A 26,855-nucleotide genomic window follows, 5' to 3' on the forward strand; every position below is an offset into this window, starting at 1 on the left:
ACGTCGCGCAGATCAGCCAGCTCGGTGCCGGCATCGGTGCGGGGATCGCCGGTACCGATGACTCCCGGTCCGGGCGGGCGCCCGACCGCCCTGAGCACACTGCTGTTCTGCCACGGGCTCGGCGTCAACACGGTGGCGTTGCCGCTGCTGGCGCTGCACCACGGGCACGGTGCGGCCGCGGTCGGCGTACTGGTGGCGATCTCCGGGTGTGGTCAGATCGGCATCCGGCTACTCGTCGCGCGCTGGGCCCACCGGTTGACCGAGCGGGGCCTGATCCTGGCCGCGGCGGCGCTGCTGTGCCTGTCGAGTGCGCTGGTGCTCCCACTGCCGGCGCTCTGGGTGTTCGTGCTGGCGAGCCTCGTCCAGGGCGTCGCGCGCGGCATCTTCTGGGTCGGTGTGCAGGCCCATGTCGTACGCAGCGTCCCCGAGCCGCGCCGTGCCCTGGCCATGGTCGACTTCGTCGGCGGCATCGGCCTGGTGACCGGCCCGGCCACGATCAGCCTGGTGGGTGGCTCGCTCCACGCCGCGCTCGTGCTGGGAATCGGCACCAGCGCGGTCGCGGCGCTGCCCGCGCTGCGCCTGACCCGGCTGCCGCTGCCACCGCCGGAGAAGGCGGCCGGCCAGGTGTGGGCGGTGTGGCGGCACCCGGTCCTGCGTCCGCCGGTGCTGGCGGCCATCTCGACCGGCACCTGGCGCGGCCTGCTCGGCTCGTACGTCCCGGTGGTGCTCGCCGCGGCCGGCTACTCCGCCTCGGCGGTGGGCCTGCTCGTCGGGCTCGGCTCGGCGACGAGCATCGCCGGTTCGATGCTCGCCGGGATCGCGCCGCCCCGCCGGCTGGGTCCGCTCTACGTCTCCGGCGCGGTGGCGGCCGGCGCCGGGCTGGCCGGGATCGGGCTCTGGCCCGGACAGCTCCCGGTCACGGTCGTGCTACTGCTCGCCAGCGGGGTGGGCGCCGGCATGCTGCAGACGCTCTGCACCTCGCTGGCGGCGCAGGCGGTCGAGCCCGCCGAACGGGGGCGGGTGGTGGCTGACGTCGGTACGTACCGGGCGGTCGCGCTGCTGGTGTCGCCACTGGGCATCGCGGCTCTGCTGCCCGTCTTCCCGCCCGGCCCGGCGATGGCGCTGGTCGGGGCGGTCGCGGCGGTGCCGGCGCTGCGTCGACCACCGCCGACCGGCGGGCGACCACCGGTCGGCCGGGCCGACGGTCGCCCGGACGGATGAGCGGGCGCCGGCTGGATGAGCCGTGGCTGGCTGGATGAGGAGGAGAGATGTTCGAGCAGATCCACCCCCGTACCCGGGTGATCGCCGGGGCCGGTGCCCATCGGCGCCTGCCGGAGCTGCTGTCGGAGCTGCACGCGGGTCCGGTCTTTGTGGTCTGTGGCCGCACGGTCGCGGCCGGACCGCAGCTCGCGGCGCTGCGCGAGGTGCTGGGCGACGCGATCGTCGGGGTGTTCGACGGGATCCGTCCGCAGGCCGGCCTCAACCACCTGGGCACGGCGGCCGCCGCGATCCGCGCCTCCGGTGCGGAGGCGGTGCTGAGCCTCGGCGGTGGCGCGGCGATCGACACCGCGAAGTACCTGATCCTGCTGCTCACCGTGGACGGGCCGCTCGACGACTTCCAGGTGCCGAAGGGTCGTGGCCGGCAGGGCCGGCCGGCCCGGGCGCTGCAAGGGACCGCGTACCCGCACGTCGCGGTGCCGACGACCACCGGTTCGTCCAGCGAGGTGATGCCCTGGGCCGGGGTGCGCGACGAGCGGCGCGGCGAGAAGGTGCTCTTCCGCGACCCGCTGCTGGTACCCGACGCGGCGGTGCTCGACCCGCTCCTCGTGGTGCCGACCGGCGCCGCGCTCACCGCGTCCAGCGGGGTCACCGCGGTGGCACGGGCGGTGGAGGCCACCTACTCCCGGGACCGGCAGCCGATCGCCGACGGGTACGCCCTGCAGGCGCTGCACCTGCTCCGCACCGGTCTGCCCCGCTCGATCGAGACACCGGACGACCTCGATGCCCGGCTCGACGCCCAGGTCGGTGCCCTGCTCTCCGGCATCGCGGCCGACAACGCGATGGTGTCGCTCACCCACGCGATCGGGCACGCGGTCGGCGGCCGGTACGCGCTCCAGCACGGCGTCGCGCACCGGATCTTCCTGCCTCCGGTCGCCGGACGGCTGCTGCCGGCCGAGGGCTCCCGGGTGGCGCGCGTCGCGGAGGCGCTCGGCGCGGAAGGCCGGGACGCCGATGCGGTCACCGCGGCGTTGCGCACCATGCTCGCCCCGTTGCCGATCCCGACCCGGCTGCGTGACGTGCACGTCGACCGGGCCGACCTACCGGCGATCGCCAAGGCGACCTCGGTCGAGCCGATGATGACGTACGCGCCCCGGGAGGTATCGGTCGAGGAGATCGAGGAACTGCTGGAGTCGTGTTGGTGACGCCGTCGGCGGCCGGTGGGCCGGGCAGGGGGCGCCAACCGGCCCTGCCGAGGGTGGCACTGGTCTCGACCGGTGGCACGATCGCCTCGGTCGGGCGCGACCGGCTGGACCTCACCGGGTACGCCGAGCGGGCCGAAATGCGGGCCGTCGGCGCGCTCCTGGCCGAGCTGCCGGAGCTGGCCACGGTCGCGGAGATCGTGACGGTCGAACTGCCGAACGTGCCGAGCCACGCGCTCGGCCTGGCCGACGCGCTGCGGGTCGTACGCACCGCGCGGGACCTCGCGGCCGACCCGGCGATCACCGGCGTCGTGCTCACCCACGGCACGAACACGCTGGAGGAGACGGCGTTCCTGCTCGATCTGGCCTGCCCGCCGGGCACCCCGGTCGTGGTCACCGGCGCGATGCGTCCGGCCACCAGCCTCAGCGCGGACGGGCCGCTGAACCTGGTCAACGCGGTCCGGTTGGCAACCGACCCGGCCTCGCGCGGCCGGGGGGTGCTCGTGCTGCTCGACGATACGGTGCACGCCGCCCGGGACGTCAGCAAAACGTCGGCCAACCGGCTGTCGGCCTTCCGGGGCGGGGAACTCGGGCCGCTCGGGTTCGTCGAGGGGGATGGCGCGGTCGTCTTCCACCACGGCACCGAGCCGTGGGCGGCCCGGGGGGCGTTCGACCCGGGCGCCGTCGGCACGCCGCCGAGGGTGGACATCGTGCTGTCCTACCTCGGTGCCGACGGCGCGCTCGTCGACGCTGCCGTCGCGGCGGGCGCGGCGGGGATCGTGAGCGCCGGCACCGGTGCCGGCTATCCGACCCCGGCCGAGTCGGCGGCGCTGGACCGGGCGGTGGCCGGGGGAGTGCTGGTGTGCCAGGCGACCCGGGTGGGGTCCGGCCGGGTGACGCCGCGCCCGGCCGCGCTCGCCGACGGGATGGTGACGGCCGGGAACCTCAACCCGTGGAAGGCCCGGCTGCTGCTCGCGCTGGCATTGACCCGTACCCGCGACGCGGCCGCGATCCAGCGGCTCTTCGACAGGTAGCGCGGTCTCGTGGTGCCGACGCGCCCCGTCCGGCGCTCAGCGTGGCGCCCCGCCCGGTGCTCAGCGTGGCGCCGGGGCTGCCGCCCAGAGGTCGCCGACGCGTCGCCGGTCGAGGTCGCGGGCCGCCGCCCAGAGCGCGTCGGCGCCACCGGTGTTCTCGGCGAACTTCCGGCGCACCCCGGCCGCCTCGTCGACCGGCCGGGTCGGGTCGCCGTCGAACCGCTCGGCACCGGCGATTACGTGCATCCGGGCGCCGAACCCCTGCGCGAGGGCGGGATCGGCGACGTACTCCACCCGGCTGGCGAGGGTGCGTACCGCATCTCGGGCGGTGCTCTCCGGCTCGAACGACGCGACCCCGACCCGCCCGTCGACCAGGGCGAGCGCGACCGCCATCGGCAGGCTCGCCCGGGCCTGGTACTCGCTGGCCGGTGCCATTTTCTCGGCGACGGGTTCGCAGACGATCGGCACGTACCAGGGGGCGACCTCGCAGACGATCCGGTCCACCCGGGCGGCGTCGACCTTCTCCCGCAGCGCCAGCGCCATCTCGATGAACGGGTGCAGCACGTGCGCGCAGGGGTAGAGCTTCATCTTGGCCTCCATCGAGAGCCACCGTTCGCCCAGCGCATCGGTGATCCCGGCGAGACCGTCGGTGGCTCCGGCGAGACCGTCGGTGGCCCCGGCGAGATTGTCGACGGTCCCGGCCCGGCTGTCGTCGGTCGGCGCGGCGGCGGGCCCCGGCCGTACCACCTCGGGGACGGCGCCGAGGAACGACGCGAAGACGCCGTGCCGGCCCTCCACCACCGAGGCCGGTCCGGGAAAACCACGGCCGGCCAGACCGTCGGCCACGAGGCCGCCGTGCGCCGCCCAGCCCGGGTGCAGCCGCTTCGACCAGGTGCCGTCGCTGAGGAACTCCAGCAGCCCGCCGGACATGCTGCCGGCGAGTCCCATCGCACTGGCGATCACCGAGGGTTCCCGGCCGCGCAGCACGCCGGCCACGAGCGCGGCGGCGAGCGGACCGAGTACGCCGGTCGCCTGGAAACCGCGGGCATGCAGTCCCCGGCCGGCCGCCGCACCGAGCCTGGCCAGCAACTCGTCACCGGCGGCGACCGCGGTGATCAGGTCGGCCCCGGGTCGGGACTCGTCCGCGACCGCCAGCGCCGCCGGCAGCAGTACGCCCATCGGGTGGATCACCGAGGTCGGGAACGTGTCGTCGAAGTCCAGCGCGTGTACCAGCGTCCCGTGGGCGAGCGCGGCGGCGGCCGGGTGCAGCGGGGCCGGGTCGAGCAGCAGGCGGGCGTCACCGGTCCCGCCCAGCTCGGCCGCCAGTTCACGGACGGCGACTCCGGGCGGTGTGGACCAGGCGGCCACCACCAGCCCCACCGCGTCGGCGAGCCGCAGCGCGACCCGGTCGCGGACCTCGGCGGGTACGTCCGCCGGGCGCAGGTTGCCGGCCCAGGTGGCGAAGGCGGTGGCGATGGTCGACACGAAGCACTCCAGAAAGGGTTGTAAGGGACATGCGAAATCTATGGGATGAGGTGGACCCGGCGGAGGTCGTCGAGCTGGCTCTCACCCTGGGCCGGATCGACAGCCCGAGCGGGGACGAGCACGCGGTCAGCGACTTCCTGTACGACTGGTGCGCCGACGCCGGCCTGGCGCTCCGGCGGGTCCGGTCCCACCCGGACCGCGCGGCCAACATCGTCGCCCGGATCCCGGGCACCGGTGGCGGGCGTTCGCTGCTCTTCAACAGCCACATGGACACGGCGGTGGCGCCCGGCGACCGCACCTACTTCGCCGAGCCCGACCGGCCCGAGTTCCACACCGCCTGGCGGGACGGCGACGAGATCGTCGGGGTCGGCGTGGTCAACGACAAGGGGCCGATGGCGTGCTGGCTGGTGGCGGCCGCGACACTGCGCCGCTCCGGCGTGCGTCTCCCCGGCGACCTGGTCCTGACGATGGTCACCGGGGAGATCGGCCATGAGCCGGTCGACGAGTTCGACGGCCCCCGCTACCAGGGCAAGGACCACGGCAGCCGGTACGTGGCCACGCACGGCGGGCTCGCCGACTACGTGGTGGTCGCCGAGACCACCTCGTTCACACCGATCTGGGTCGAGCCCGGCAAGGCGTTCTTCCGGATCGAGGTGCGCGGCCGTGACCGGGGCGTCTACACGCCCTACCTGAGCCGCCCGTACTCCCACGGCGACCAGCCGAACGCGATCGTCCGGGCCGCGCCGCTGATCACCGCGATCGACGAGTGGGCGTACGGCTACCAGGAGCGGAACCGCTCGCGCCGGGAGGCCGGCGAGGTCGTGCCCAAGGTCAACATCGGGGCGGTCCGGGCCGGCCACCCCAGCCAGCCGATCCTTTCGCCGGCCTCCTGCCTGCTGTACCTGGACGTCCGGATCCCGCCCGGTGACAACCCGCTCGGCGTCCAGGAGGAGCTGCGTGACCTGGTACGCCGGGTGACGCCGGACGCGGACGTCGAGTGCTATCTGTTCCGGCGTGGGTACGAGGCGAGCGGTGCCGAGCCGCTGGTGGCCGCGCTGCGTGCCGCCACCGAGGCGGATGTCGCCCCGGAGCGGCGTACCGACCCGGGGCATCCGCCGTCGAGCATGTGGCGCGACCTGAACGTCTGGAACGAGCTGGGGATGCCGGCTGTGACGTACGGTCCGGGCCAGGGCACCGGGGGTGGAAACGTCTCGATCGCGGCGGACGATCTTGCTGCCTGCGCCCGGGTCTACCTGCGCACGGCCATCGAGATCTGCGGTACGCCCCGGTGAACCCACCGGCCAAGCCTGGCGGAACCGGGTCGGACCAGGGCAGCGGCGCGTTCCACTGGCCGGACGGCCGCGGTGGGCAGCCGCAGCCTCCGCCCCGTTCACTTGACCGGGTGGAGGCACCGACACCCGGGGAGGTCCGGCTCGACGTCAACGGCGTCGAACACCGGCTGCCGGTCGACGACAACGCGCTGCTGCTCGACGTGCTGCGCGACCGGCTGCGGCTGACCGGCGCCAAGCGCTCCTGCGACGTGCAGGTCTGCGGTGCCTGCACGGTGCTGGTCGGCGGCGAGCCGGTCAGCTCCTGCTGCTTCCTCGCCCAGGACGCGCGGGGCCGGCAGGTGCAGACGATCGAGGGCTTCGCCGCCGAGCCGGGCTTCCCGGCGGTGGCCGAGGCGTTCGCCCGGCACAACGCGTTCCAGTGCGGGTACTGCGCGCCCGGCTTCCTGATGACGCTCAAGCCGCTGCTGGCCCGGGGCGCCCTGCGCAGCCGGGCGGACGTGGAGCGGGAGTTCGCCGGGAACCTCTGTCGCTGCACCGGCTACCGGGCGATCGTGGACGCCATCTGCGAAGCGGCCGGAGTCGAGCCGTGACCGGGCCCGGGCCCGCGACGGCGGCCCAGCCGGACCCTCGGCCGGAGCCGGACCCCCGGCAGGATCAGCGGCCGGACAGTGCGTCGGATCGGCAGCCGGGGCCCGAGCGGGAGCTGGGCGTGGTCGGTCGGTCGCCCGTCCGGGCCGACCTCGCCGCCAAGCTGACCGGTGCGGCCGAGTACGCTGCCGACCTCGACGCACCGGGTGCGCTCCAGGTCAGGCTGCTGCGCAGCCCGGTCGCGCACGCCCGGATCGCCACGCTGGACACCACCGCGGCGCGGGCGGTCCCCGGGGTGGTCGCCGTGGTGACCGCGGCGGACCTGGTCGACTTCGACGCGACCTGGGGCCACTACGTGCGGGACCGGCCGATCCTCGCCCGGGACGTGGTGCGGTTCGCCGGTGAGATCGTCGCGGCCGTCGCCGCCGAGAGCGAGGCCGCGGCCGCCGCCGGCGTCCAGGCGATCCGGGTGGCGTACGACCCGCTGCCGGCCGTGCTCGACGTGCGGGACGCGGTGACGGCCGGTGCGGCGCGGGTGCACGACACCGCCGCCCGGCCCGGCTTCGGCTGCCCGCCCGGCACCACGTTCGTCGACGGCAACGACTTCTACCACTACCGGGTCGACCTGGAGCGGGTGCCCGGAGCCGACCCGCCGGACGCGGTGGTGATCGAGCGGGAGTACGCCTTCCCGGCCGTCTACCAGTACGCGATGGAGCCGCACGCGGTCGTCGCCTCCGCCGACGCCGACGGCATCGACGTGTGGTCCTCCTGCCAGCATCCGTTCCTGGTACGCGAGGAACTCGCCGAGGTCTTCGGGCTGCCGGAGGAGCGGGTGCGGATCCGGGTGCCCTTCGTGGGCGGCGGGTTCGGCAGCAAGTCGTACGCGAAGCTGGAACCGGTCGCGGTCGCCGTGGCCCGGGTCGCCGGCCGGCCGGTACGGCTGGTCAGCCGGGTCGAGGACGCGATGGTCACCACCCGCCGGCACGGCATGCGCTGCCGGATGCGTACGGTGGTCGGCCGGGACGGGCGGTTCCGGTCCCGGCACGCCGAGATCTGGATGGACACCGGCGCGTACGCCGACAACGGCCCCACGGTCACCATGGTCGCCGGGATGGCGGCCACCGGGCCGTACCGGTGGGAGCGGGTGCACGTCGACGCCGCCTGCGTCTACACCCACCTGCCGCCCGCCGGCTCCTACCGTGGGTTCGGTGCAGCGCACCTGCAGTGGGTGGGTGAGTCCCAGGTCGACGAGGCCGCGGCAGTGCTCGGCCTGGACCGCCTGGAGCTGCGCCGGCGGAACCTGCTGCGCCGGGGGGAGACGGTGATCCCGGGCTGCCGCCCGCTCGACGCCGACCTGGCCGGCGACCTCGACGCGGTGGTGAGCCGGCTCGGCTGGGGCGCCGAACTGCCTGCCTGGCGGGGCCGTGGCGTCTCGGTCGGCGTCTCGCCGGCCGGGGTCTCGGCGCGGTCGCACGCCCGGGTGGAGCTGCGGCCCGGCGGCCGGGTGGCGGTGCTGGTCGGCTCGCAGGAGATCGGCCAGGGCGCCCGTACCGTGCACGCGCAGATCGCCGCCGAGGTGCTCGGTCTGCCGGTGGACCGGGTGGAGGTGCCGGCCACGGACACCGAGACGACCCCGTACGACCGGTCGACCGGGGCCAGCCGCTCCACCACGGTCGCCGGGCTCGCCGTCGCCCGGGCCGCCGAGCGGCTGCGGGACGCGATCGTGGCGGCCGTCGCCGCGCGCTGGGGGGTACCGGCGTCCGAGCTGCTCCTCCGGGACGGCGCGGTGGTCTGCGGTGACCGGTCCTGGGACCTGGCGGAGTTGGCGGAGCTGGCGCCGGACGGTCCCGGCGGCCTCGCCGGGGAGGGGTCGGCCGAGGAACTGGGCGGTGGATCCGGGCCGGCGCTGTTCTGGGAGGTCTGCGTGGCCGGCGCCGAGGTGGCGGTCGACCCGGAGACCGGGCGGATCGAGGTGCGCGAGGTGGTCACCGTGGCCGACGTTGGCCGGGCGATCAACCCCAGCCTGGTCGAGCGGCAGGACGAGGGATGCACGCTCCAGGCGCTCGGGAACGCCCTCTTCGAGGAGATGTGCTTCGGCCCGGACGGGGTGCTGCGCAACGACAGCCTGCTGGACTACCGGATACCCACGCTCACCGACGTGCCGGGCGGCATGACCTGCGTGATCGTGGAGAACGGCGACGGCCCGGGCCCGTTCGGCGCCAAGGGCTGCGGCGAGGGAGTCTTCGGCGGGCTGACCGCCGCGCTGGTCACCGCCGTGACCGACGCCGGGGTACGCGTCCCCGAACTGCCCATGTCGGCGGACCGGGTGTGGCGGTGGATCCATGCTTCCTGACTTCACGATCCTGCGACCCCGCGCGGTCACCGACGCCTGCGCGCTGCTGGCGGAGCACGGCACGGACGCGGCGGCGTACGCCGGCGGCACCGAGCTGCTGCTCGCGATGAAGCTGGGTCAGGCGGCTCCCCGGTACCTCGTCGACCTCAAGGATGTGCCGGGACTGGACACCCTCGGGGTACGCGGCGACGCACTGCGGATCGGCGCGCTGGTCACGCACCGGCAGCTCGAACTGTCGGCCGAGGTCGGCGCGGTGCTACCCGCGCTCGTCGAACTGGAGCGGCAGCTCGCCAACCCGCGGATCCGCAGCTCGGGCACGGTTGGCGGCAATCTGGCCTCCGGGCGGCCGCACTCGGATCTGGCCACCTTCCTCATCGCCGCCGAGGCGACCGTCTCGACGGTCTCCGCCACCGACCCGCCCCGGACGATCGACGCGGCGGAGCTGATGGTCGCGCCGTTCGAGACCGTCCTCGCCCCTGACGAACTCGTGGTCGCGGTTCAGGTGCCGGTGCCGCCCCCGGGGACCACACTGGCGCACGAGCGGTTCATCCTGGTCGAGCGGCCGGCCGTCACGGTCACCGTTCGGCTGGAAACCGCCGAAGGCGTCGTTACCGGGGCGCGGGTGGTGGCCGGCGCGGCGACGCCGATCCCGACGGAGCTGCCCGGAGCGGCCGATGCGCTGCTGGGACTGCCGGTGGACGGCGGCCCGGAGGCGGTCGGCCCGGCCGGGGCGGCCGCCGCCGCGCAGGTGACGGTGGCCGCCGGGATCGACGAGGACTATGCCCGGCACCTGGTGTCGGTCCTGGTGCGCCGTGCCGCCGGAACGGCGCTGGCCAACCTCATCCCATAGCGCGAACCCTGCGTCGCGGGACGTCGCCCGCAGGCTCTTGATCCGCGGGTTCGGGGTTCGAGTCCCTGGCGGCGCACAACAATAAGGCCCTGACCAGCAGCGAACCGGTCATGGCCTTGATGGTTACCTATGTAGTTTCGAACTGCCCCCCGAAAACCCCTCGGCAACGCCCCTGGGCGATCAGGTTCGACAGGCCCGGGATGGCGGTGCTGGCCGCTCCTGTGCCCCGGAGCTATGCGTCCCGGCTCTGGCCGGGTTGGCGGGGCTTGGGGTCGCCTGACTCCGGCCTCCCGCCGTGGATGCCCACGTCGATGCCGCTTGGGCTGTCTCCCTACTTGAAGGGCCGGCCGATCTCGGTGACTCCTATCGAGCTGGTCGTCCGCCGCCAGGTGTAGGGCGTCCGGCCACCAGGTAGTCGCGCACATCCACGTCGATAGCTGCCATCAACTCGTTGTTTGTTATCACTATCGATAGTGATATCGTTGCCGGGTGGAGATGTCGAGGGAACGTTGGGCTGGGCTGGCTCTGCATCCGGTGCGCATCCGGATCCTGCGGGCCGTCGCCGGTGCCCGGCTGACTACGCACGACCTCGTGGCGCTGCTGCCGGACATCCCGCACGCGACGCTGTATCGGCACCTGGCCACGCTGGTCAAGGCTGGCCTGGTCGAGGTGGTGGACCGACGCAAGATTCGTGGCGCTGTCGAGCGGGTCTACGCGCTGCCCGCACACGGCGCGACGTTGGACGCGGCGGCCCTGGCCACGGCGACGCCCGAGGATCACGCCCGGTACTTCACCGCGTTCGTGTCGAGCCTGCTGTCTGAGTTCTCCCGCTACCTCGCCCGCGAGCGGATCGACTTCGCCGTGGACGGGGTGGGGTACCAACAGCTGGTGCTCCACCTGACCGACGCGGAGCTGGCGACGTTCGCCGCCGACCTCACCCAGATCATCGGGCCGCTGCTCGGCAACGAGCCCGGCAGGGGCCGGATTCCTCGCCTGCTGGCGACCATCCTGCTGCCAGCCGACCAGCCGACAGCCACCGAGGCCACACCACAGACGCCGGAGCGGGAAGACGGTTCCGGCACGAGGGAAGGGAGTGACTGATGGCATCGGTCGCGGTTACCGACGACTTCGTCGACGTCCGGTTCATCGGATGGGAGCGGCTCTGGATCGGGCGGGAGCGGCTGGCGATCCCGGTCGCCGGGGTGCGGCACGCGTCTGTTGTGGCCGAACCACTGCGTCTGGCGCATGGCGCCCGGCGCGGGATCGTGGTGTCCGGCTTTCTCAAGATCGGTGTCTGGGGGTTGTTCGGCGGTCCCCGTCAGCTTGTGGCGGCGCGCCGGGGTGAGCCAGGACTGCACCTCGTCCTGGACCGGTCGGCCGTCGGCGGGGAGTTCGACGAGATTGTGCTCTCCGACCCGGACGCACCCCGTATCGCGGACGCGGTGACAGGCGCGATGGCGGCCCGCGCATGAGCGGCGACCGCCAGAGGATCGAGGTCTCGCACCTGACCAAGCGGTACGGCGCGGTCGCCGCAGGGTGACGTCGCGCGGTCGGCCTCGTAGCGGGCCTGCTGCACCGCCAGCTCCGCGGCGCGGTGACCGCGGGTGTGCCGCTCGGCGACCTCCTCGGCAGCGGCGACGGCTACGCCGATCTGCTGCGGTGTGATCGTGTCCGGGAACAACGCCGCGACCGCATCATCAACCGCCGAGGCGGAGAAGTTGCGACATTGCGGCGTGCGGGCGGAGTCCTTGACCTGGCAGCTGTAGGTGACCTTGCGGTCACGCCGGTCATAGCGGGTGCCGACCCGTCCGCCGCACACGCCGCAGAAAATAATGCCGAGCGGCCGAAGCGGGAGACCTCCAGGCCGAACACCGCGCCGACCTCGCCCATACACATGCGGGCCACGATCTGCCGGTAGCCGTCGCGTTCGGCGCCGAACCGGCCCGACACGCCCAGGTCGGCGTCGACCACGACGATCTGCTCGGCCAGCCAACCGAACTCGGCGGCGGTACCAACCAGGCCGTACTGCCGCTGGGTCGACTCGGTGTTGAACCGCACCTGCGCCACCGTCGACTGCCGCACATACACGATCGCCAACCTCGACAGATGCCGAGCCGCTGATCTTCGCCGTCGGGTTCACCGCCGGCCTGCCCGCTGCCGCGTAGCAACGACTCGACCATGTTCGCCACCGCCATCACCGCCTGTTGACGGTCCCAACCCAACATCTGCTCCCGTTCCCTGACGGTCACCCGTCTCATCTCCGGCGCCGACCGCACTCGACGGCCGTGCTGCATGCGGGTCGATCGCATCGACGAGCGCCCGTGCGGCCGTCAGGCCGTCCACCGCGAGCCGGTCGGCCGACGCGGGCACGCCGCGGTCGGTCCATTCCTGAGCCACGGTGACTCGTCGCCTCCCCTCAACCTCACACACGAAGTACGGCCCGGTGCGCTTGTGCTGCGAAAACAGCACGGTCAAGCGTTGACCTTTCAACGGATGGAAAGGGTGAGTGATCACCAATGAGTCCGAAGAGTACCTTGACTGACGAGCCGTATAGGGCACGGGTTTCGAAGCCGACATCGGCGCCCAACTACTCGAACGCTCACCGCACCGGTACACACCGATGGCCCCGACACAACGCGGCCGGCGCCTTCTCGCCCATCTCGCCCAGCCGGCCGTCCGCGAGCTACTGGACCGCTACGCCGATGCCAACGCCGCCCCGAGATTGTCCGGTACCGATAGCGGGTGCCGGAGATGCCGAACTGACGTGAAACCATCTCCCGTCTGGGTGTTTTACGACTGGTAATTGTGATGTTTCGACCACATCGGCCTCGCGTGGTTGAGAGCCTGGTTACGTCGCCATCGCCGTCCGGTGGCGGGCGAACTCTCTGTCTCGGTCTGGGACCGGGCCCGGCCGGTCGCCATCATGTGGGTGGTCAGGGTGAGGGGTTGCGCCTCGATCCGGGGGTGGGAACGTGGGCGGCGGGTCTACGGCGGGTCGTTGGCGCAGGTGGCGTGAGTTCGCGCCGCTGGCCGCGTTGGCGGTGCCGGTGCTGGTCGGTGCGGGGTTGTGGTTCGCCGACCGGCGCGGGGCCGCCAACGTGTGCTGGGCGGCGACGGCCTCGGTTACGCTGCTGGTCACGCTGCGCTGGTTGGTCCAGTCGTTGCGGCGGCGTCGGATCGGCGTGGATGTGATCGCGACGCTGGCTCTGGTCACCTCTCTGCTGGTGGGTGAGTACCTGGCCGGGGCGGTGGTGGCGTTGATGCTGGCCAGCGGACACACGCTGGAAAGCTACGCCCAGGGGCGGGCGACGCGGGACCTGCACGAACTGCTGGCGCGAGCACCCCGCCGGGCACGGCGCCGCCGTCCGGACGGCGGGATCCAGGACGTCGACGTGAACGACATCCGTGAAGGCGACCGGCTGCTGGTCGGTCCGGGTGATGTCGTGCCGGTGGACGGCTTCGCCGAGGACGCGGCGACGCTGGACGAGTCGGCGGTGACCGGCGAGTCCCAGGCGGTCGAGCGCCGGGTCGGGGACCGGTTGGCCAGCGGAGTGGTCAACGCGGGCGCGGCGTTCGGATTGCGGGCCGCCGCCGTGGCAGCCGAGAGCACTTACGCGGGAATTGTCCGGCTCGCGGAGGAGGCGAACGCGGAAAAGGCGCCGATGGTGCGGCTGGCTGACCGGTACTCGGCGGCGTTCGTGCCGTTCACCCTGGCCCTGGCCGGTATCGCGTGGGCGGTGTCTGGGCAGTTCGTGCGGGCGGTGGCGGTGCTGGTGGTGGCGACTCCGTGCCCGTTGCTGCTGGCCACCCCAATCGCGATCGTGGCCGGGTTGTCCCGGGCGGCACGGCGCGGCGTGCTGGTCCGCAACGGCGGCTCGCTGGAGTTGCTGGGCCGGGCGCGGACCCTGCTGGTGGACAAGACCGGGACACTGACGGCCGGACGTCCGGAGATGGCCGGGGTGGTGACCGCGCCCGGCGGTGACGGCGATGAGCTGCTGCGGTTGGCCGCCTCGGTCGAACAACTGTCCTCCCACGTGCTGGCCGCAGCGGTCGTGCGGGAGGCGAAGGATCGGGAGATGAGGCTGGTGGTGCCCGCCGACGTGACAGAGGAGCCCGGACAGGGGGTGTGCGGCCGGGTCGACGGACGGCTGGTACGGGTCGGCCAGCACAGCGGCGACGTGCCGGACTGGGCCGTACGCGCACGGCGGCAGGCGGAGGCGGACGGCCTGTCGACGGTGTGGGTGAGCCTGGACGGTGTGCTGGCCGGGGTGGTGCTCCTCCGCGACCCGGTACGGCCCGACGCGGGTGACACCGTACGGCGGCTGCGGCAGGCCGGCTTCCACCGGTTGGTCATGGTGACCGGGGACCGGCCGGAGGTCGCCGAGCGGGTGGCCCGCGCGGTGGGCGTGGACGACGTGGTCGCCCGCTGCTCCCCGCAGGAGAAGGTGGCCCGGGTGCGGACCGAGTCCGACCAGGCGGTGACGGTGATGGTCGGCGACGGGATCAACGACGCGCCAGCGCTGGCAATCGCCGGAGTGGGCGTGGCGCTGGGGGCGACGGGGGCGACCGCCTCGGCGGACGTGGCGGATGCGGTGCTGTCGGTGGACCGGCTGGACCGGTTGGCCGACGCGGTGGAGATCGCGCGCCGGTCCAGGAGGATCGCGGTGCAGAGCGCTGGCGCGGGCATGGGGATGGCGGTGGTGGCGATGGTCGCCGCCGCGTTCGGGTTGCTTCCCCCGGTGGCCGGCGCGTTCCTACAGGAGGGCATCGACGTGGCCGTGATCCTCAACGCGCTACGCGCCCTCGGTGGCGGCACCCGTGTCGGGGCGCTGGCTAGCCGGGACGCAGCGCGACGGCGGTGACCTTGTACTCGGGGCATCCTGTGGTGGTGTCGGCGCAGTCCGAGGTGAGGGCGTTGGTGGGCCGGTCCGGGAAGGCGAAGGTGGTGAAGACCTGACCTCGTTCGACGGTGTCGGTGACGTTGACCGGGAAGGTCACGCTGGTGCGCCGACTGGTCACCTCGACGAGGTCGCCGTCGGCGAGCCCGAGCCGGGCCGCATCGTCTGGGTGCAGGTCGAGCACCTCGCGGGGGAACAGGTCGAGGTTGGGGGTGCGGCGGCTCATCGATCCGCTGTTGTAGTGCGGCAGGCGGCGGCCGGTGATGAGTACGAACGGGAACCTCTGATCGGGTTGTTCTCCGGGCGGCAGGTCGTGCCGCGCAGCCAGGGCGGCCCGGCCGTCAGGGGTGGCGAACCGGTCGAGGTAGAGCCTCGCCTCCCCGGGCTGGTCGGGTGCCCGGCAGGGCCAGTGCAGCGGCCCGTTCCGGTCGAGCCGGGCGTGGGTGATCCCGGCGAACGTCTGTCAGGCTGGCGCATTCGGCCATCGCGTCGGCCGGGGCTGGGCAGCCGAGGTTGGCGCCCATCGCGGCGGCCAGTAGGTGGAGGATCTCGAAGTCGGGCTTCGCCTGCCCGGGTGGTGGCAGTGCTGGGTGGGCCCGTCCGGACGCGGCGTTCGAAGTTGACGAAGGTGCCGTCCTTCTCCAGGGAGGAGACGGCGGGGAGGACTACGTCGGCGTGTTCGGCGGTGCGGGACAGGAACAGGTCGTGGCAGACGACGAGGTCGCAGGCGGCCAGCGCGGCCTGGACGCGTCGGGTGTCGGAGGCGCCTTGGACGTTGTTCTGCCCGCGCAGCGTGAGGATCCCGCAGCCGTCGGGGGTGCCGACCGCGCCTTTGAGGATGGCCAGGTTGGCCAGGGTACGGACGCCGTCGGTGCCGTGGGCGTGTTCGGTGATCCCGAGGCCGTAGACGATCGCCGGCAGCCGCGCGTTGCCGTAGAGGCGGGCGGCCTCGTCTAGGGTCGCGGGGTCGACTCCGGCCAGCTGGGCGGCGCGGGCGAGGGGGTAGTCGCGTAGCAGTTCGGTGAGCTCCTCGAATCCGCTGGCCCGGTGACGGATGAAGGTCTGGTCGACGTGGTCGTTGTCGAGCAGGGCGCGGGCGATGCCGTTGAAGACGGCCACGTTGGATCCGGCCGGGCCTGCACGTGGACGTCGGCGAAGCCGACCAGGTCGATCCGGCGCGGGTCGATGATGACGAGCCGGGCGCCGTCGAGGACGCGCTGTTTGATCCGGGCACCGACGACCGGATGTGCCGCCGATTTCCCACCGGCCCGTTAGGGCGAAGGTCCCGTCGCAGCGGCCCCTTCTGGCCCTACGGGGCAGGGTCGCTGCCTTGGTACCACCGAGGTGACCACCTGTATCGACGGATCGGGAGAGGCGGCCGGTGATGCGCAAGTACGTGTTCGACTTCATCGAGGGCGGCGCTGATCTGACGGACCTGTTGGGCGGCAAGGGCGCGAACCTGGCCGAGATGACCCGGTTGGGTTTGCCGGTTCCGCCGGGGTTCACGATCAGTACCGAGGCGTGCCGCGCCTACCTGTCGACGGGCGCCGTGCCGGCGGGGTTGTTTGACCAGGTCAACGTCCACCTTCGGCTGGTGGAGGATCGGTTCGGCAAGGTGTTCGGCGATCCGCGGGATCCGCTGCTGCTGTCGGTGCGTTCGGGCGGGAGGTTTTCCATGCCCGGAATGATGGATACGATCCTGGACATCGGCCTGACCGATGCGAGCGTGCCGGGCCTGGCCGCGCGGTGCGGTGATCCGCGGATGGCGTGGGACTCGTACCGGCGGTTGATCGGGATGTTCGGTAGGACGGTGTGCGGGGTACCGGCCGAGGCGTTCGAGCGGGAGTTGGCGGCGCACCGGTCGCACGCTGGAGTCGCGACCGACGCGGAGTTGAGCGAGGCTGACCTGCGGCACCTGGTGCAGGCGTACAAGAAGGTTTTCCACGAGCAGACCGGCCGAGAGTTCCCGCAGGCGCCGCACGAGCAGCTCTACCAGGCGGTCGAGGCGGTGTTCGCGTCGTGGAACACCGAGCGGGCGGTGCTGTACCGGCGGCAGGAGCGGATTCCGCAGGATCTGGGCACCGCGGTGAACGTGATGGCGATGGTCTTCGGCAACCTCGGCCCAGACTCCGGCACCGGGGTGGCCTTCACCCGCGACCCGGCCACTGGGGCACGGGGCGTGTACGGCGACTACCTGGCCAACGCGCAGGGCGAGGACGTGGTCGCCGGCATCCGCACCCCGGTGCCGCTGGAGGACCTGGCCCGGATCGACCCGCGCAGTTTCCACGAGCTGGTGTCGATCATGGAGCGGCTGGAGCACCACTACCGCGACCTGTGTGACATCGAGTTCACGATTGAGCGCGGCAAGCTGTGGATGTTGCAGACCCGGGTCGGCAAGCGCACGCCGGCGGCGGCGTTCACCATCGCGGCTCAGCTGGTCGACGAGGGCGTCATCGACCTGGACGAGGCGCTGCGGCGGGTCACCGGTGCGCAGCTCGCCCAGCTCATGTTCCCCCGCTTCGACCGGACGGCCGCACCCGAACCGCTGGCGGTCGGCGTACCGGCCTCCCCCGGCGCGGCCAGTGGACGGGTGGTCTTCGACGCGTCCCGGGCCGCGTCCCGGGCGGAGGCCGGTGAGCGGGTCATCCTGGCGCGGCGCGAGACGAACCCGGACGACCTGCCCGGCATGATCGCCGCGCAGGGCATCCTCACCTCGCGCGGCGGCAAGACGTCACACGCCGCTGTGGTGGCGCGGGGGATGGGCCGGACCTGCGTGTGCGGCGCCGAGACGCTGGACGTCGACACCGACGCCGGCCGCTTCACGGTGGCCGGGACGGTGGTCTCCGAAGGTGACGTCGTGTCGATCGACGGTGCGACCGGTGAGGTGTTCCTCGGCGAGGTGCCGGTACATGCCTCCCCGGTCGCGCGGTACTTCGGCGGTGAGGCGCCGGCGGCCGGGACGGACCTGCTGCTCGACTCCGTACACCGGTTGATGACGCACGCCGACCGGGTGCGGCGGCTGTGGGTGTACGCGAACGCCGATACCGGTGCGGACGCGGCCCGGGCGCGGCGGTTGGGTGCCGAAGGAGTCGGGCTGTGCCGTACCGAGCACATGTTTCTCGGTGAGCGCCGGGCCCTGGTCGAGCGGCTCATCCTCGCCGACGGCGACGAGGAACGGGCGGCGGCCCTGGCGGCGCTGTTGCCGTTGCAGCGCGCGGACTTCGTGAAACTCTTCGAAGCGATGGACGGACTGCCGGTCACGGTACGCCTGCTGGACCCGCCGCTGCACGAGTTCCTGCCGCCGCTGGCGGAGCTGACCGCCCGGGTGGCCCGGGCCGAGGCGCTCGGCCAGGACCCGGGACGCGACGGTGCACTGCTGGCCGCGGTGCGGCGGATGCACGAGCAGAACCCGATGCTGGGGCTGCGTGGGGTGCGGCTCGGGCTGGTTGTTCCCGGGCTGTTCGCCATGCAGGTCCGGGCGGTCGCGCAGGCCGCGGCCGACTGCGCCGCCCGTGGGCTGTCGCCACGGCCGGAGATCATGGTGCCGTTGGTCGCGGCCGTTCCGGAGCTGGCGGCGGTACGCGCCGAGGCGGAGCGGATACTCGCCGAGACCGACGGGCTGCGCCGGGTCCCGATCGGCACGATGATCGAGGTGCCCCGGGCGGCGCTGACCGCCGGTGAGATCGCCGGCGCGGCCGAGTTCTTCTCGTTCGGCACCAACGACCTGACCCAGCTCGGCTGGGGGTTCTCGCGGGACGATGTGGAGGGTTCGTTCTTCCCCCACTACCTCGCAATGGGCATCTTCGGCGTATCCCCGTTCGAGTCGATCGACGCCTCGGGCGTGGGGCGGCTGGTGCGGATCGCCACCGACGAGGGCCGCGCGGCCCGGCCGGATCTGAAGATCGGGGTCTGCGGCGAGCACGGCGGCGACCCGGACTCGATCCACTTCTTCCACACGGTCGGCCTGGACTACGTCTCCTGCTCGCCGTACCGGGTGCCGATCGCCCGCCTGGAGGCCGGCCGCGCCGTGGTCGCCGCTCCGGTGACCGCCAGCTCCGACAGCCGTTAGCGAGGCCCGCGATGCTCCACACGATTCCCCGCCCGGGCCAGGGCACCCGACCGGACACTGTCGGACCGCCGGTCGGGCTGATCGGCCCCGAGCCGGTCACGCTGGTGCCGGTGGTCCGTGGCGGCACGCGACCCATCGGCGCGTACGTGCTGGCCGGTGGGACCGCCCGCTATCGGCCCGCGTTCGACGTGCGGGAGGTCCTCGCCGCCGTGGTCTTCGCCGCCGCCGTCACGGCGGTGGCGGCGAGCCGCCGGTCCGGCCCGAGCGTCGGCAGCATCCGGATGGGCCCCGGTGGCTGGGTGAGCCTCAAGGGCGTACCGGCACCGGCGCTGACCCCGACCCGTCGACCGTGGTGGGCCCGTGTTCTGCGAGCCCGCCGGCTGGTCGTCGAACGCTCCGAACCGAGAAGGAGAAGGCCATGCGCGCGTCCGTCGTGACGAGTTTCGACAGACCGTTGGAGATCAGGGATGTTCCGGTGCCCGCGACGGGGCCGGGACAGGTCCTGGTCCGCATCGAGGCCAGCGGGCTGTGCCACACCGACATCCACGCCGCCCACGGCGTCACGCAGGACAAGCTCCAGCTCGCCACCGCGCTCGGCGCCGATGACGTGGTCAACGCTGCCGGCACCGATCCGGTCGCCGCGATCGAGGCGCTGGGCGGGGTCGACGTGGCCGTGGTGCTCGCCGCCGATTCGCGGGTGCTGGAGCAGGCGCACGCCTGCCTGCGCCGTGGCGGTCGGTTGGTGCTGGTGTCGCTGCCGAAGGAGAACGCGATGCGGCTGCCGATCTTCGAGACCGTGCTCAAGGGCATCACCGTGTACGGCTCGATAGTCGGTACCCGCGACGACCTGGCCGAGGTCTTCAGGCTGCACGCCGCCGGCCGGACGAAGGTCAGCTACGAGGTCCGCAAGCTCGACGAGATCAACACGGCGATCGCGGACGTGCTCGCCAGCCGCGTGCCGGCGCGGTTGGTGCTCCAGCCCTGAACGGATTTCAGGGCGGACGTGGGGCCGGCCGGCGTTTCCCGCCGCCGGCCGGCCGCACGCGGGATGGAAGGACGGATCATGCCGAAGCAGAAAGGCGGCGTAGCATCGCGTGCCGCCGCGAAGTGGCACAGCCTCCTGCGGTGGATGTATGCCAGCGGTCGCCCGAACCGGATGGCCCGGTTCCTCAACCGGATCTCGGCGTTCCAGTTCTCGACCGGCCTGTTGGCCCCGGGCAACTGGGTGACCCTGGAGGTGCGTGGGCGGCGCAGCGGCCGCCCTGTGACGCTTCCCGTGGTGGTCACCGACCACGACGGCGAGCGCTACCTGGTGTCGATGCTCGGTCCGAACGCCAACTGGGTCCGCAACGTCCGCGCGGCCGGCGGCCAGGCGGTCCTGCGGCACCGTGGCCGTGAACGTGTGCGGCTCCAGGTCGTCCCGGTGGCACAGCGCGCACCGATCCTGCGCCGCTACCTCCACCTGGCCCCCGGCGCCCGCCCGCACATTTCGGTCGAGCGGGAGGCGCCGCTGGCGGAGTTCGAGCGAATGGCGGCACGGTTCCCGGTCTTCCGTATCACACCCGACCCGACCGGCCGGTAGCCGACGCGGCCGCACGGCCGGCGTACCGCCGGATCCAACCGAAACCGGCCGCCGGATGGTCGGCTCGGACGAACACGCCGCCACGGGCCTGGGTTCGCCCGGCCCTGAGCTGACGGGACCAATGCCCCTGTCCGGCAGCCGTGACCCCGAGCAGGCTGGGATACGCCGTTCCCTCCCTAACTGCGAGAGGCCGCACTCATGGAGACGACCCTGGAGACGACGACGGCGCCGTTGAGCGAGGCGGAGCTGGCGCGACTGGACGCGTACTGGCGGGCGGCGAACTACTCACCGTCGGCCAGATCTACCTGTTGGACAACCCGCTGCTGCGTGAACCCCTGCGGCGCGAGCACATCAAGCCGCGCCTGCTCGGGCACTGGGGCACCAGCCCGGGGCTCAGCCTGCTCTACGCCCACCTGAACCGGGTGATCGTGGCCCGGGACCTGAACGCCATCTACGTCACCGGCCCGGGACACGGCGGTCCCGCGATCGTGGCGAACACCTGGCTGGAGGGCACCTACAGGCCCTGGACGACATCGCGGCGATCCAGCGGCACGCCCGCACCACCGGCGAGGTGACCCGACCGCGCTGGCCGATGATCGTCCTGCTGTACCCCGAAGGGCTGGACCAGGCCCGCGACGGTCGACGGGCAGCAGGTCGAGGGGACCTTCCGGGCACACCAGGTGCCGATCTCGCAGGTCCGGGACAACCCGGAGCACCTGCGGCAACTGGAGGAGTGGCTGCGTTCGTACCGGCCGGAGGAACTCTTCGACGCCACCGGCGCCCCGGTCCCGGACCTGGTCGCCCTGCCGCCGACCGGCGAGCGGCGGATGAGCGCCAACCCGCACGCCAACGGCGGCGTCCTCCTGCGTGACCTGGTGCTGCCGGACTTCCGTGACTACGCGGTACCCGTCGACCGGCCGGGCGGGTCGACGGCGGAGGCCGCCCGGGTGCTCGGCAGCTGGGTCCGGGACGTGATCCGGGCGAATCCGGACCGGTTCCGGTTGTTCGGCCCGGACGAGGTCGCTAGACCGATCCCGGTACGGTCTCGACTCCCTGACCTTGGCGGGGTGTGTCGCCCGGCCCGGACGATCGTGCGATCGTCCGGGCCGGCGCGGTCCGATCGGCGGTATCAACGTGCACGGCGCGATCCGACCCGGCCAGGTCGGGTACGCCCGCCGGAAGGTCACCGCGGCGTTGCGGCACGTGCCGCGGCCGGTGCTCTTCGTCCGGATGAGCCTGAACCGATCCGCCGCCTGTGGCGTCGACCGGCCGTACGGCGTCGCCATCCACGCCAGCCTGCCGTGCGTGGACCTGCACGCGGCAGCCGACGCGGCCACCTTCACCGAAGCGGTCGCACTGGCGCAACGGCGCCTGGAGACCCAACTCCAACGGGCGGACCGGCGGGGTTGATTCCGGACCGAGCCGGGAGGCGACGTGCGCCCGCCAGGCACCACCCGGCCGAGATGGCACCGCAGACCGAGCATCCAGGGTGGCCGATCGGGCCACCGGTCCTGTCCCGACGGGACCTGTGGCCCTGCTCGGCCAGGAATCGAGGACGGAGGCTGGAGGTGACCGGATCGACGGAGGACCGCGATGGCACGGCGGAGCAACGCCCATCCCGCGCCGGTCCGCGGTCTGACGCCGCATCCGAAGCGCTTGGAGGAAGTGATGACCACGCTCGACGCCTGGCGCGGATTCGTGGGCGATGACTGGCGGCACCGGATCGAGGTGGCCGCGTTCATCCGGCAGAACTACACCCCGTACGAGGGCGACGGCGCCTTCCTGGTCGGCCCCACGCCACGGACCACCGCGCTGTGGGACGGGCTCGGGCCGCTCCTCGCCGAGGAGCGACACCGTGGCGTGTACGACGTCGACGTCGGCACCCCGTCGACGATCACCTCACACGGGCCAGGCTATCTCGACCGGGAGCGGGAGCTGATCGTCGGGTTGCAGACCGACGGACCACTGCGCCGGGCGATCCTGCCCAACGGCGGGATCCGGATGGTCCAGACGGCGCTGGCCGCGTACGGCTACACCCTCGATCCGCGGGTCTGGGAGACGTTCACCCGGCACCGCAAGACCCACAACGACGGCGTCTTCGACGCCTACCCGGACGCTGTCCGCAGGGCCCGCCGCTCGCATGTCATCACCGGGCTGCCCGACTCGTACGGCCGCGGTCGGATCATCGGCGACTACCGCCGGATTCCGCTCTACGGCGTGGACCAGCTCATCGCCAGTCGGCTCGCCGACCGGGTCCGTCTGGACGCGTTCCGCTCCTCGGCCGAGGTCATCCGGGACCGCGAGGAAGTGGCGGAACAGGTCCGGGCACTGGATGATCTCAAACGGATGGCGGCCGGCTACGGCTACGACATCTCCGGTCCGGCCAGCACCGGTCGGGAGGCGATCCAGTGGCTGTACTTCGGCTACCTGGCAGCGACGAAGGAGCAGAACGGCGCGGCGATGTCGCTCGGCCGCACCGCCACTTTCCTCGACATCTACCTCCAGCGGGACATCGCCGAAGGGCGGCTGACCGAGCAGGAGGCGCAGGAACTCGTCGACGATCTGGTGATCAAGCTGCGGCTGATCCGCTTCCTGCGTACGCCCGAGTACGACCAGCTCTTCTCCGGCGACCCGACCTGGGTCACCGAGGCGCTCGGCGGGATGGGACGGGACGGGCGGACCCTGGTGACCCGGACGGCGTTCCGGTTCCTGCAGACCCTTTACAACCTCGGTCCGGCACCGGAGCCCAACCTCACGGTGCTCTGGTCGCCGGCGTTGCCTGACGGGTTCAAGCGGTTCTGCGCCCAGGTGTCGTTGGACACCAGCGCGGTGCAGTACGAGAACGACGAACTGCTGCGTCCCGGGTTCGGCGACGACGCCGCGATCGCCTGCTGCGTCTCCGGGATGCGGGTCGGCAAGGACATGCAGTTCTTCGGCGCCCGCGCCAACCTGGCCAAGGCGCTGCTGTACGCGATCAACGGCGGCCGGGACGAGATCAGTGGAGCGCAGGTGGCCCCGCCGACCGCGCCGGTCGGCGGGGAGATCCTCGACTACGACGAGGTGGTGGCGGCGTTCGAGCGGACCCTGGACTGGCTCGTCGCCACCTACGTCGACGCGCTCAACGTCATCCACTACATGCACGACAAGTACGCCTACGAGCGGCTGCAGATGGCCCTGCACGACTATCCGGTGCACCGGTTCCTCGCCACCGGCATCGCCGGGCTGTCCGTCGCGGTCGACAGCCTCTCCGCCATCAGGTACGCCCGGGTTAAGGTGCTGCGCGACGAGACCGGGCTCGCGGTCGACTACGCCGTCGACGGGGACTTCCCGTGCTACGGCAACCACGACGACCGGGTCGACGCCATCGCCGTCTGGCTCGTCGAGGCGTTCATGGACCGGCTGCGCCGGCAGCCGACGTACCGCAGTGCCGAGCCGACGTTGTCGGTGCTCACCATCACCTCCAACGTCGTCTACGGCAAGCACACCGGCAACACTCCGGACGGACGGCGCGCGGGCGAGCCGTTCGCACCCGGCGCCAACCCCGGCAACGGCCGGGACCGGCACGGCCTGGTCGCCTCCGCGCTGTCGGTGGCGAAGCTGCCCTACGCCAGCGCTCGGGACGGAATCTCGCTGACCAGCACCATCACCCCCGGCGGGCTCGGCCGCACCCGTGCCGAGCAGATCACCAACCTGATCGGCGTGCTGGACGGGTACGCCGATGCCGGCGGCTACCACATGAACGTCAACGTGCTCGACCGGGCCACCCTCGAAGACGCCATGGCCCACCCCGAGCGCTACCCCCAGTTGACCATCCGGGTCTCCGGCTACGCGGTCAACTTCGTCCGGCTCACCCCCGAGCAGCAGCGCGACGTCATCTCCCGCACCTTCCATGGATCGCTGTGAAGACCGCCGTTCGCCGGGTAGCCGCGGCCGTCCACTCCTGGGACGCCTCGACCGGAGTCGACGGTCCCGGCACCAGGTTCGTGGTGTTCCTGGCGGGCTGCCCGCTGCGCTGCCTCTACTGCCAGAATCCGGACACCTGGCGGATCCGGCCGGGGCAGCGTATCGGTCTCGACGAACTCTGGACTCTGGTGTCGCGGTTCGCGCGGTTCATCCGGGTAGCCGGCGGCGGCCTCACCGTCAGCGGCGGCGAGCCCCTGCTCCAGCCGGCGTTCACCGCGGCGCTGTTGACCCGTGCCCGGGAGGCGGGCCTGCACACCGCGTTGGACACCTCCGGCGTGCTCGGCGACCGGGCCACCGACGCGCTGCTGGACGCCACCAGCCTGGTCCTCCTCGACATCAAGTCCGGCGACCCGCAGACGTACCGCAGGGTGACCGGCGGCGAGTTGGACCCGACCCTGCGGTTCGCCCGCCGGCTCGCCACCCGTGGCAATCGGATGTGGATCCGATTCGTGCTGGTGCCCGGCCTGACCGACGCGCCGGCCAACGTCGACGCGGTGGCTCGGCACGCCGCCGCGCTCTCCACGGTGGAGCGGATCGAGGTGCTGCCGTTCCACCGGCTCGGCGCGGCCAAGTACGCCGCCCTGGGGCTGAGGTTTCCGCTCGCGGCGACTTCTCCGCCGTCGCCGGAGCTGCTGGAGCGGGTACGCGACCAGTTCCGCGCACATGGCCTGACCACCCTCTGACCACACGCTCTCCGAGCCCGCGACCGGCAGGGCACAACCGGCGGGCAGACGGGTCCGAAGGTCCCGGGCCGGATGGCAGTCAGGCCCTGGATCGGACATTCGGCACGGCGGATCGGTGAGTGCTCGACCCGCGGAACCGGGAGCTGCTGATCAGCCTCGGTGCTGCGGTGTTCAACCTACGGGTGGCGATGCTCGCCCGTGGTCGTGTGCCGGTGCTACGCCTACTGGCGGACGCCGGCGAACCGGATCTCGCCGCCCAGGTCACGGTCGGCCCGTCGACCCGCCCACCGGGGACGGCGCTGATGCTGGCCGAGGCGATCTCCCGCCGGCACACCAACCGGCAGCCGATGCGCGACCTGCCCGTCCCCGCTGAGGCGCTCACCGACCTGTCTGCCGCCGCCGAGGCCGAGAGGGCACGGGTGGTCGTCACCGACGCACTCGCCCGCGACGCTGTCCTCGACGTGGTCCGCATCGCCGAAAAGCGACGCCGGCACGACCTGGCGTACCGACGGGAACTGGGCGAGTGGACCGGGTTCCGCCCGAGGCACCGTGACGGCGTACCGCCGGAGGCGTTCGGGCCGCGCGACGCGCTGGAAACGATGCCGATCCGCGACTTCGGCGTCGTACGGTCCGCGCGGCGGCGTGGCCCCGCCCGGTTCGCGCAGGTTCCGACGATCGCCGTCCTCTACACCCGCAGTGACAACCCGGACGAGTGGCTGCGCTGCGGACAGGCGCTGGAGCGGGTGCTGCTGACGAGCACCGTACGCGGCCTGGCGTCGACGATCATGACGCAGCCGGTGGAGGTGCCGGACCTGCGGGTGCTGCTGGAGGATTCCGCCGACGGATACCACGCCCAGGCCGTCCTGCGGTTCGGCTACGGCCCGCCCGGTGCGGCATCCGCCCGGCGGCCCCTGACGGAGGTGCTCGTCCGTACCGGGACGGGTCCAAGGTCCCGGACCGACCGGGAGGCCGGCCCTGCCGGGTGGGCGGAGCGGCCGGCACGCTGAAGTCATGGCTTCCAGCACGGCACCGGTGGTGGCGCGGGGACTGACGGCCCAGGCCGCGGCGGCCCGGCTTCGCGCCGAGGGGCCCAACACGGTGGCGGCGCCGGCCCGACGGCACCTGGTGACCCGGATCGCGCGCCAACTCGGCGATCCACTCGTCGCGCTGCTGATCGCGGCCGCCGTGGTGACCACGGCCCTGGGCGACCATCCGGACACCGTCGTGATCGCGCTGGTCGTCGTCGTCAACACCGCGATCGGGGTGTTCCAGGAGGTCAGGGCGGACCGGGCGATCGCCGCCCTGGACCGGATGGCCGCGCCGACCGCACGGGTGGAACGCGACGGTCGGCACCTGGTCGTCCCCGCCGCCGAGCTGGTCAGGGACGACCTGGTGCACCTGGAGCCGGGCGACGTCGTCCCGGCCGATCTGCGGCTGTCGGAGGCGTACCGCCTGCAACTGGACGAGGCCGCGCTGACCGGCGAGTCCATACCGGTGACCCGGGAGGCCGGCGCGGAGGCGTTCGCCGGCACCGTCGTGGTCACCGGGCGCGCCACCGGCGCGGTCGTGCGTACCGGTCCGGCCAGCGCGCTCGGCCGGATTGCCGCCCTCGTCGCGACGACCCGGCCCGCACCCACT

General features: G+C 72.7%; 23 protein-coding genes and 3 pseudogenes. 20 read left to right on the forward strand and 6 right to left on the reverse strand.

Annotated elements, in window-relative coordinates:
- The first annotated feature begins 57 nt into the window (after nucleotides 1-57).
- Genes ABNF97_RS25380 through ABNF97_RS25390 form a run of 3 tightly spaced genes read left to right on the forward strand, consistent with a single transcriptional unit; the run spans nucleotide 58 to nucleotide 3,454 of the window.
- Nucleotides 58-1,221 carry an MFS transporter gene (locus tag ABNF97_RS25380; protein WP_349340045.1) on the forward strand — a complete coding sequence of 388 codons (1,164 nt, stop codon included), beginning with the start codon at nucleotides 58-60 and terminating at the stop codon, nucleotides 1,219-1,221.
- Between the two features lie 47 nt (nucleotides 1,222-1,268).
- Entirely contained in the window at nucleotides 1,269-2,423 is a 1,155-nt protein-coding gene (locus tag ABNF97_RS25385; RefSeq protein WP_130463645.1) for an iron-containing alcohol dehydrogenase, read from the forward strand.
- A complete protein-coding gene (locus tag ABNF97_RS25390; protein ID WP_349340046.1) occupies nucleotides 2,414-3,454 on the forward strand; it encodes an asparaginase in 1,041 nt (346 codons plus the stop codon). The genes ABNF97_RS25385 and ABNF97_RS25390 overlap by 10 nt, the downstream gene beginning before the upstream one ends.
- Before the next feature lie 60 nt (nucleotides 3,455-3,514).
- Here ABNF97_RS25390 and ABNF97_RS25395 read toward each other — a convergent pair whose 3' ends face one another.
- Complete coding sequence (locus ABNF97_RS25395; protein ID WP_349340047.1) at nucleotides 3,515-4,939, reverse strand: MmgE/PrpD family protein; 1,425 nt, start codon at nucleotides 4,937-4,939, stop codon at nucleotides 3,515-3,517.
- A gap of 29 nt (nucleotides 4,940-4,968) precedes the next feature.
- On the opposite strand from ABNF97_RS25395, the gene ABNF97_RS25400 reads away from it, so the two are divergent.
- From ABNF97_RS25400 to ABNF97_RS25425, 6 genes are all read left to right on the forward strand, one after another.
- Nucleotides 4,969-6,231 carry a M20/M25/M40 family metallo-hydrolase gene (locus tag ABNF97_RS25400; RefSeq protein ID WP_130463642.1) on the forward strand — a complete coding sequence of 421 codons (1,263 nt, stop codon included), beginning with the start codon at nucleotides 4,969-4,971 and terminating at the stop codon, nucleotides 6,229-6,231.
- A gap of 110 nt (nucleotides 6,232-6,341) precedes the next feature.
- Complete coding sequence (locus ABNF97_RS25405) at nucleotides 6,342-6,821, forward strand: 2Fe-2S iron-sulfur cluster-binding protein (RefSeq protein ID WP_165436788.1); 480 nt, start codon at nucleotides 6,342-6,344, stop codon at nucleotides 6,819-6,821.
- A gap of 119 nt (nucleotides 6,822-6,940) precedes the next feature.
- Nucleotides 6,941-9,172 carry a xanthine dehydrogenase family protein molybdopterin-binding subunit gene (locus tag ABNF97_RS25410; protein WP_349340048.1) on the forward strand — a complete coding sequence of 744 codons (2,232 nt, stop codon included), beginning with the start codon at nucleotides 6,941-6,943 and terminating at the stop codon, nucleotides 9,170-9,172.
- Complete coding sequence (locus tag ABNF97_RS25415) at nucleotides 9,162-10,022, forward strand: FAD binding domain-containing protein (RefSeq protein WP_349340049.1); 861 nt, start codon at nucleotides 9,162-9,164, stop codon at nucleotides 10,020-10,022. Before ABNF97_RS25410 ends, ABNF97_RS25415 begins: the two co-directional genes overlap by 11 nt.
- 495 nt (nucleotides 10,023-10,517) lie before the next feature.
- Nucleotides 10,518-11,123 (forward strand): helix-turn-helix domain-containing protein, encoded by a 606-nt coding sequence (locus ABNF97_RS25420; RefSeq protein ID WP_130466107.1) that lies wholly within the window; start codon nucleotides 10,518-10,520, stop codon nucleotides 11,121-11,123.
- Nucleotides 11,123-11,494, forward strand: a complete 372-nt coding sequence (locus ABNF97_RS25425; RefSeq protein ID WP_130463638.1) for a hypothetical protein — start codon at nucleotides 11,123-11,125, stop codon at nucleotides 11,492-11,494. Before ABNF97_RS25420 ends, ABNF97_RS25425 begins: the two co-directional genes overlap by 1 nt.
- Nucleotides 11,495-11,763: 269 nt before the next feature.
- On the opposite strand, the pseudogene ABNF97_RS34330 reads toward ABNF97_RS25425, so the two are convergent.
- From ABNF97_RS34330 to ABNF97_RS34340, 3 genes and pseudogenes are all read right to left on the reverse strand, one after another.
- Nucleotides 11,764-11,916: pseudogene (locus tag ABNF97_RS34330) on the reverse strand (hypothetical protein); the annotation flags it as partial.
- Nucleotides 11,868-12,110 (reverse strand): annotated as a pseudogene (locus tag ABNF97_RS34335) (recombinase family protein); the annotation flags it as partial. The pseudogenes ABNF97_RS34330 and ABNF97_RS34335, both read right to left, overlap by 49 nt.
- A 48-nt stretch (nucleotides 12,111-12,158) precedes the next feature.
- Nucleotides 12,159-12,599 carry a DUF5372 family protein gene (locus ABNF97_RS34340; RefSeq protein WP_486484735.1) on the reverse strand — a complete coding sequence of 147 codons (441 nt, stop codon included), beginning with the start codon at nucleotides 12,597-12,599 and terminating at the stop codon, nucleotides 12,159-12,161.
- 395 nt (nucleotides 12,600-12,994) lie between these two features.
- Between ABNF97_RS34340 and ABNF97_RS25435 the strand changes: the two genes are divergently transcribed.
- Entirely contained in the window at nucleotides 12,995-14,884 is a 1,890-nt protein-coding gene (locus ABNF97_RS25435) for a heavy metal translocating P-type ATPase (protein ID WP_349340050.1), read from the forward strand.
- Here ABNF97_RS25435 and ABNF97_RS25440 read toward each other — a convergent pair.
- Together ABNF97_RS25440 and ABNF97_RS25445 are read right to left on the reverse strand one after the other, a co-directional pair.
- Entirely contained in the window at nucleotides 14,856-15,146 is a 291-nt protein-coding gene (locus ABNF97_RS25440; RefSeq protein WP_349340051.1) for a molybdopterin dinucleotide binding domain-containing protein, read from the reverse strand. The two genes, ABNF97_RS25435 and ABNF97_RS25440, sit on opposite strands and share 29 nt — an antisense overlap.
- On the reverse strand, nucleotides 15,143-16,039 hold the full coding sequence (locus ABNF97_RS25445; protein WP_349340052.1) for a molybdopterin-dependent oxidoreductase: 897 nt from the start codon (nucleotides 16,037-16,039) through the stop codon (nucleotides 15,143-15,145). Before ABNF97_RS25445 ends, ABNF97_RS25440 begins: the two co-directional genes overlap by 4 nt.
- 265 nt (nucleotides 16,040-16,304) lie before the next feature.
- On the opposite strand from ABNF97_RS25445, the gene ppdK reads away from it, so the two are divergent.
- The 10 genes and pseudogenes from ppdK to ABNF97_RS25495 all read left to right on the forward strand — a co-directional run.
- On the forward strand, nucleotides 16,305-18,989 hold the full coding sequence (gene ppdK / locus ABNF97_RS25450) for a pyruvate, phosphate dikinase (protein ID WP_349340053.1): 2,685 nt from the start codon (nucleotides 16,305-16,307) through the stop codon (nucleotides 18,987-18,989).
- Between the two features lie 11 nt (nucleotides 18,990-19,000).
- Nucleotides 19,001-19,426: a hypothetical protein gene (locus ABNF97_RS25455; protein ID WP_130463634.1), complete on the forward strand. Its 426-nt coding sequence runs from the start codon at nucleotides 19,001-19,003 to the stop codon at nucleotides 19,424-19,426.
- A gap of 38 nt (nucleotides 19,427-19,464) precedes the next feature.
- Nucleotides 19,465-19,974, forward strand: coding sequence for a zinc-binding dehydrogenase (locus ABNF97_RS25460; protein WP_349340054.1), 510 nt, complete (start codon nucleotides 19,465-19,467; stop codon nucleotides 19,972-19,974).
- A gap of 78 nt (nucleotides 19,975-20,052) precedes the next feature.
- Complete coding sequence (locus ABNF97_RS25465) at nucleotides 20,053-20,571, forward strand: nitroreductase family deazaflavin-dependent oxidoreductase (protein WP_349340055.1); 519 nt, start codon at nucleotides 20,053-20,055, stop codon at nucleotides 20,569-20,571.
- A 210-nt stretch (nucleotides 20,572-20,781) separates the two neighbouring features.
- A pseudogene (locus ABNF97_RS25470) lies at nucleotides 20,782-21,596 on the forward strand (phosphoketolase family protein); the annotation flags it as partial.
- A 109-nt stretch (nucleotides 21,597-21,705) separates the two neighbouring features.
- A complete protein-coding gene (locus tag ABNF97_RS25475) occupies nucleotides 21,706-21,981 on the forward strand; it encodes a hypothetical protein (protein WP_349340061.1) in 276 nt (91 codons plus the stop codon).
- A 258-nt stretch (nucleotides 21,982-22,239) separates the two neighbouring features.
- Nucleotides 22,240-24,474: a formate C-acetyltransferase gene (gene pflB, locus ABNF97_RS25480; RefSeq protein WP_349340056.1), complete on the forward strand. Its 2,235-nt coding sequence runs from the start codon at nucleotides 22,240-22,242 to the stop codon at nucleotides 24,472-24,474.
- Nucleotides 24,471-25,217, forward strand: coding sequence for a pyruvate formate-lyase-activating protein (pflA, locus tag ABNF97_RS25485; RefSeq protein WP_349340057.1), 747 nt, complete (start codon nucleotides 24,471-24,473; stop codon nucleotides 25,215-25,217). Before pflB ends, pflA begins: the two co-directional genes overlap by 4 nt.
- Before the next feature lie 119 nt (nucleotides 25,218-25,336).
- Nucleotides 25,337-26,224: an Acg family FMN-binding oxidoreductase gene (locus tag ABNF97_RS25490; protein WP_349340058.1), complete on the forward strand. Its 888-nt coding sequence runs from the start codon at nucleotides 25,337-25,339 to the stop codon at nucleotides 26,222-26,224.
- 4 nt (nucleotides 26,225-26,228) lie between these two features.
- A partial coding sequence (locus ABNF97_RS25495; RefSeq protein ID WP_349340059.1) for a P-type ATPase actuator domain-containing protein occupies nucleotides 26,229-26,855 on the forward strand: 627 nt, incomplete at its 3' end.

This window comes from Plantactinospora sp. B6F1 (assembly GCF_040120695.1).
Lineage (GTDB): Bacteria > Actinomycetota > Actinomycetes > Mycobacteriales > Micromonosporaceae > Plantactinospora.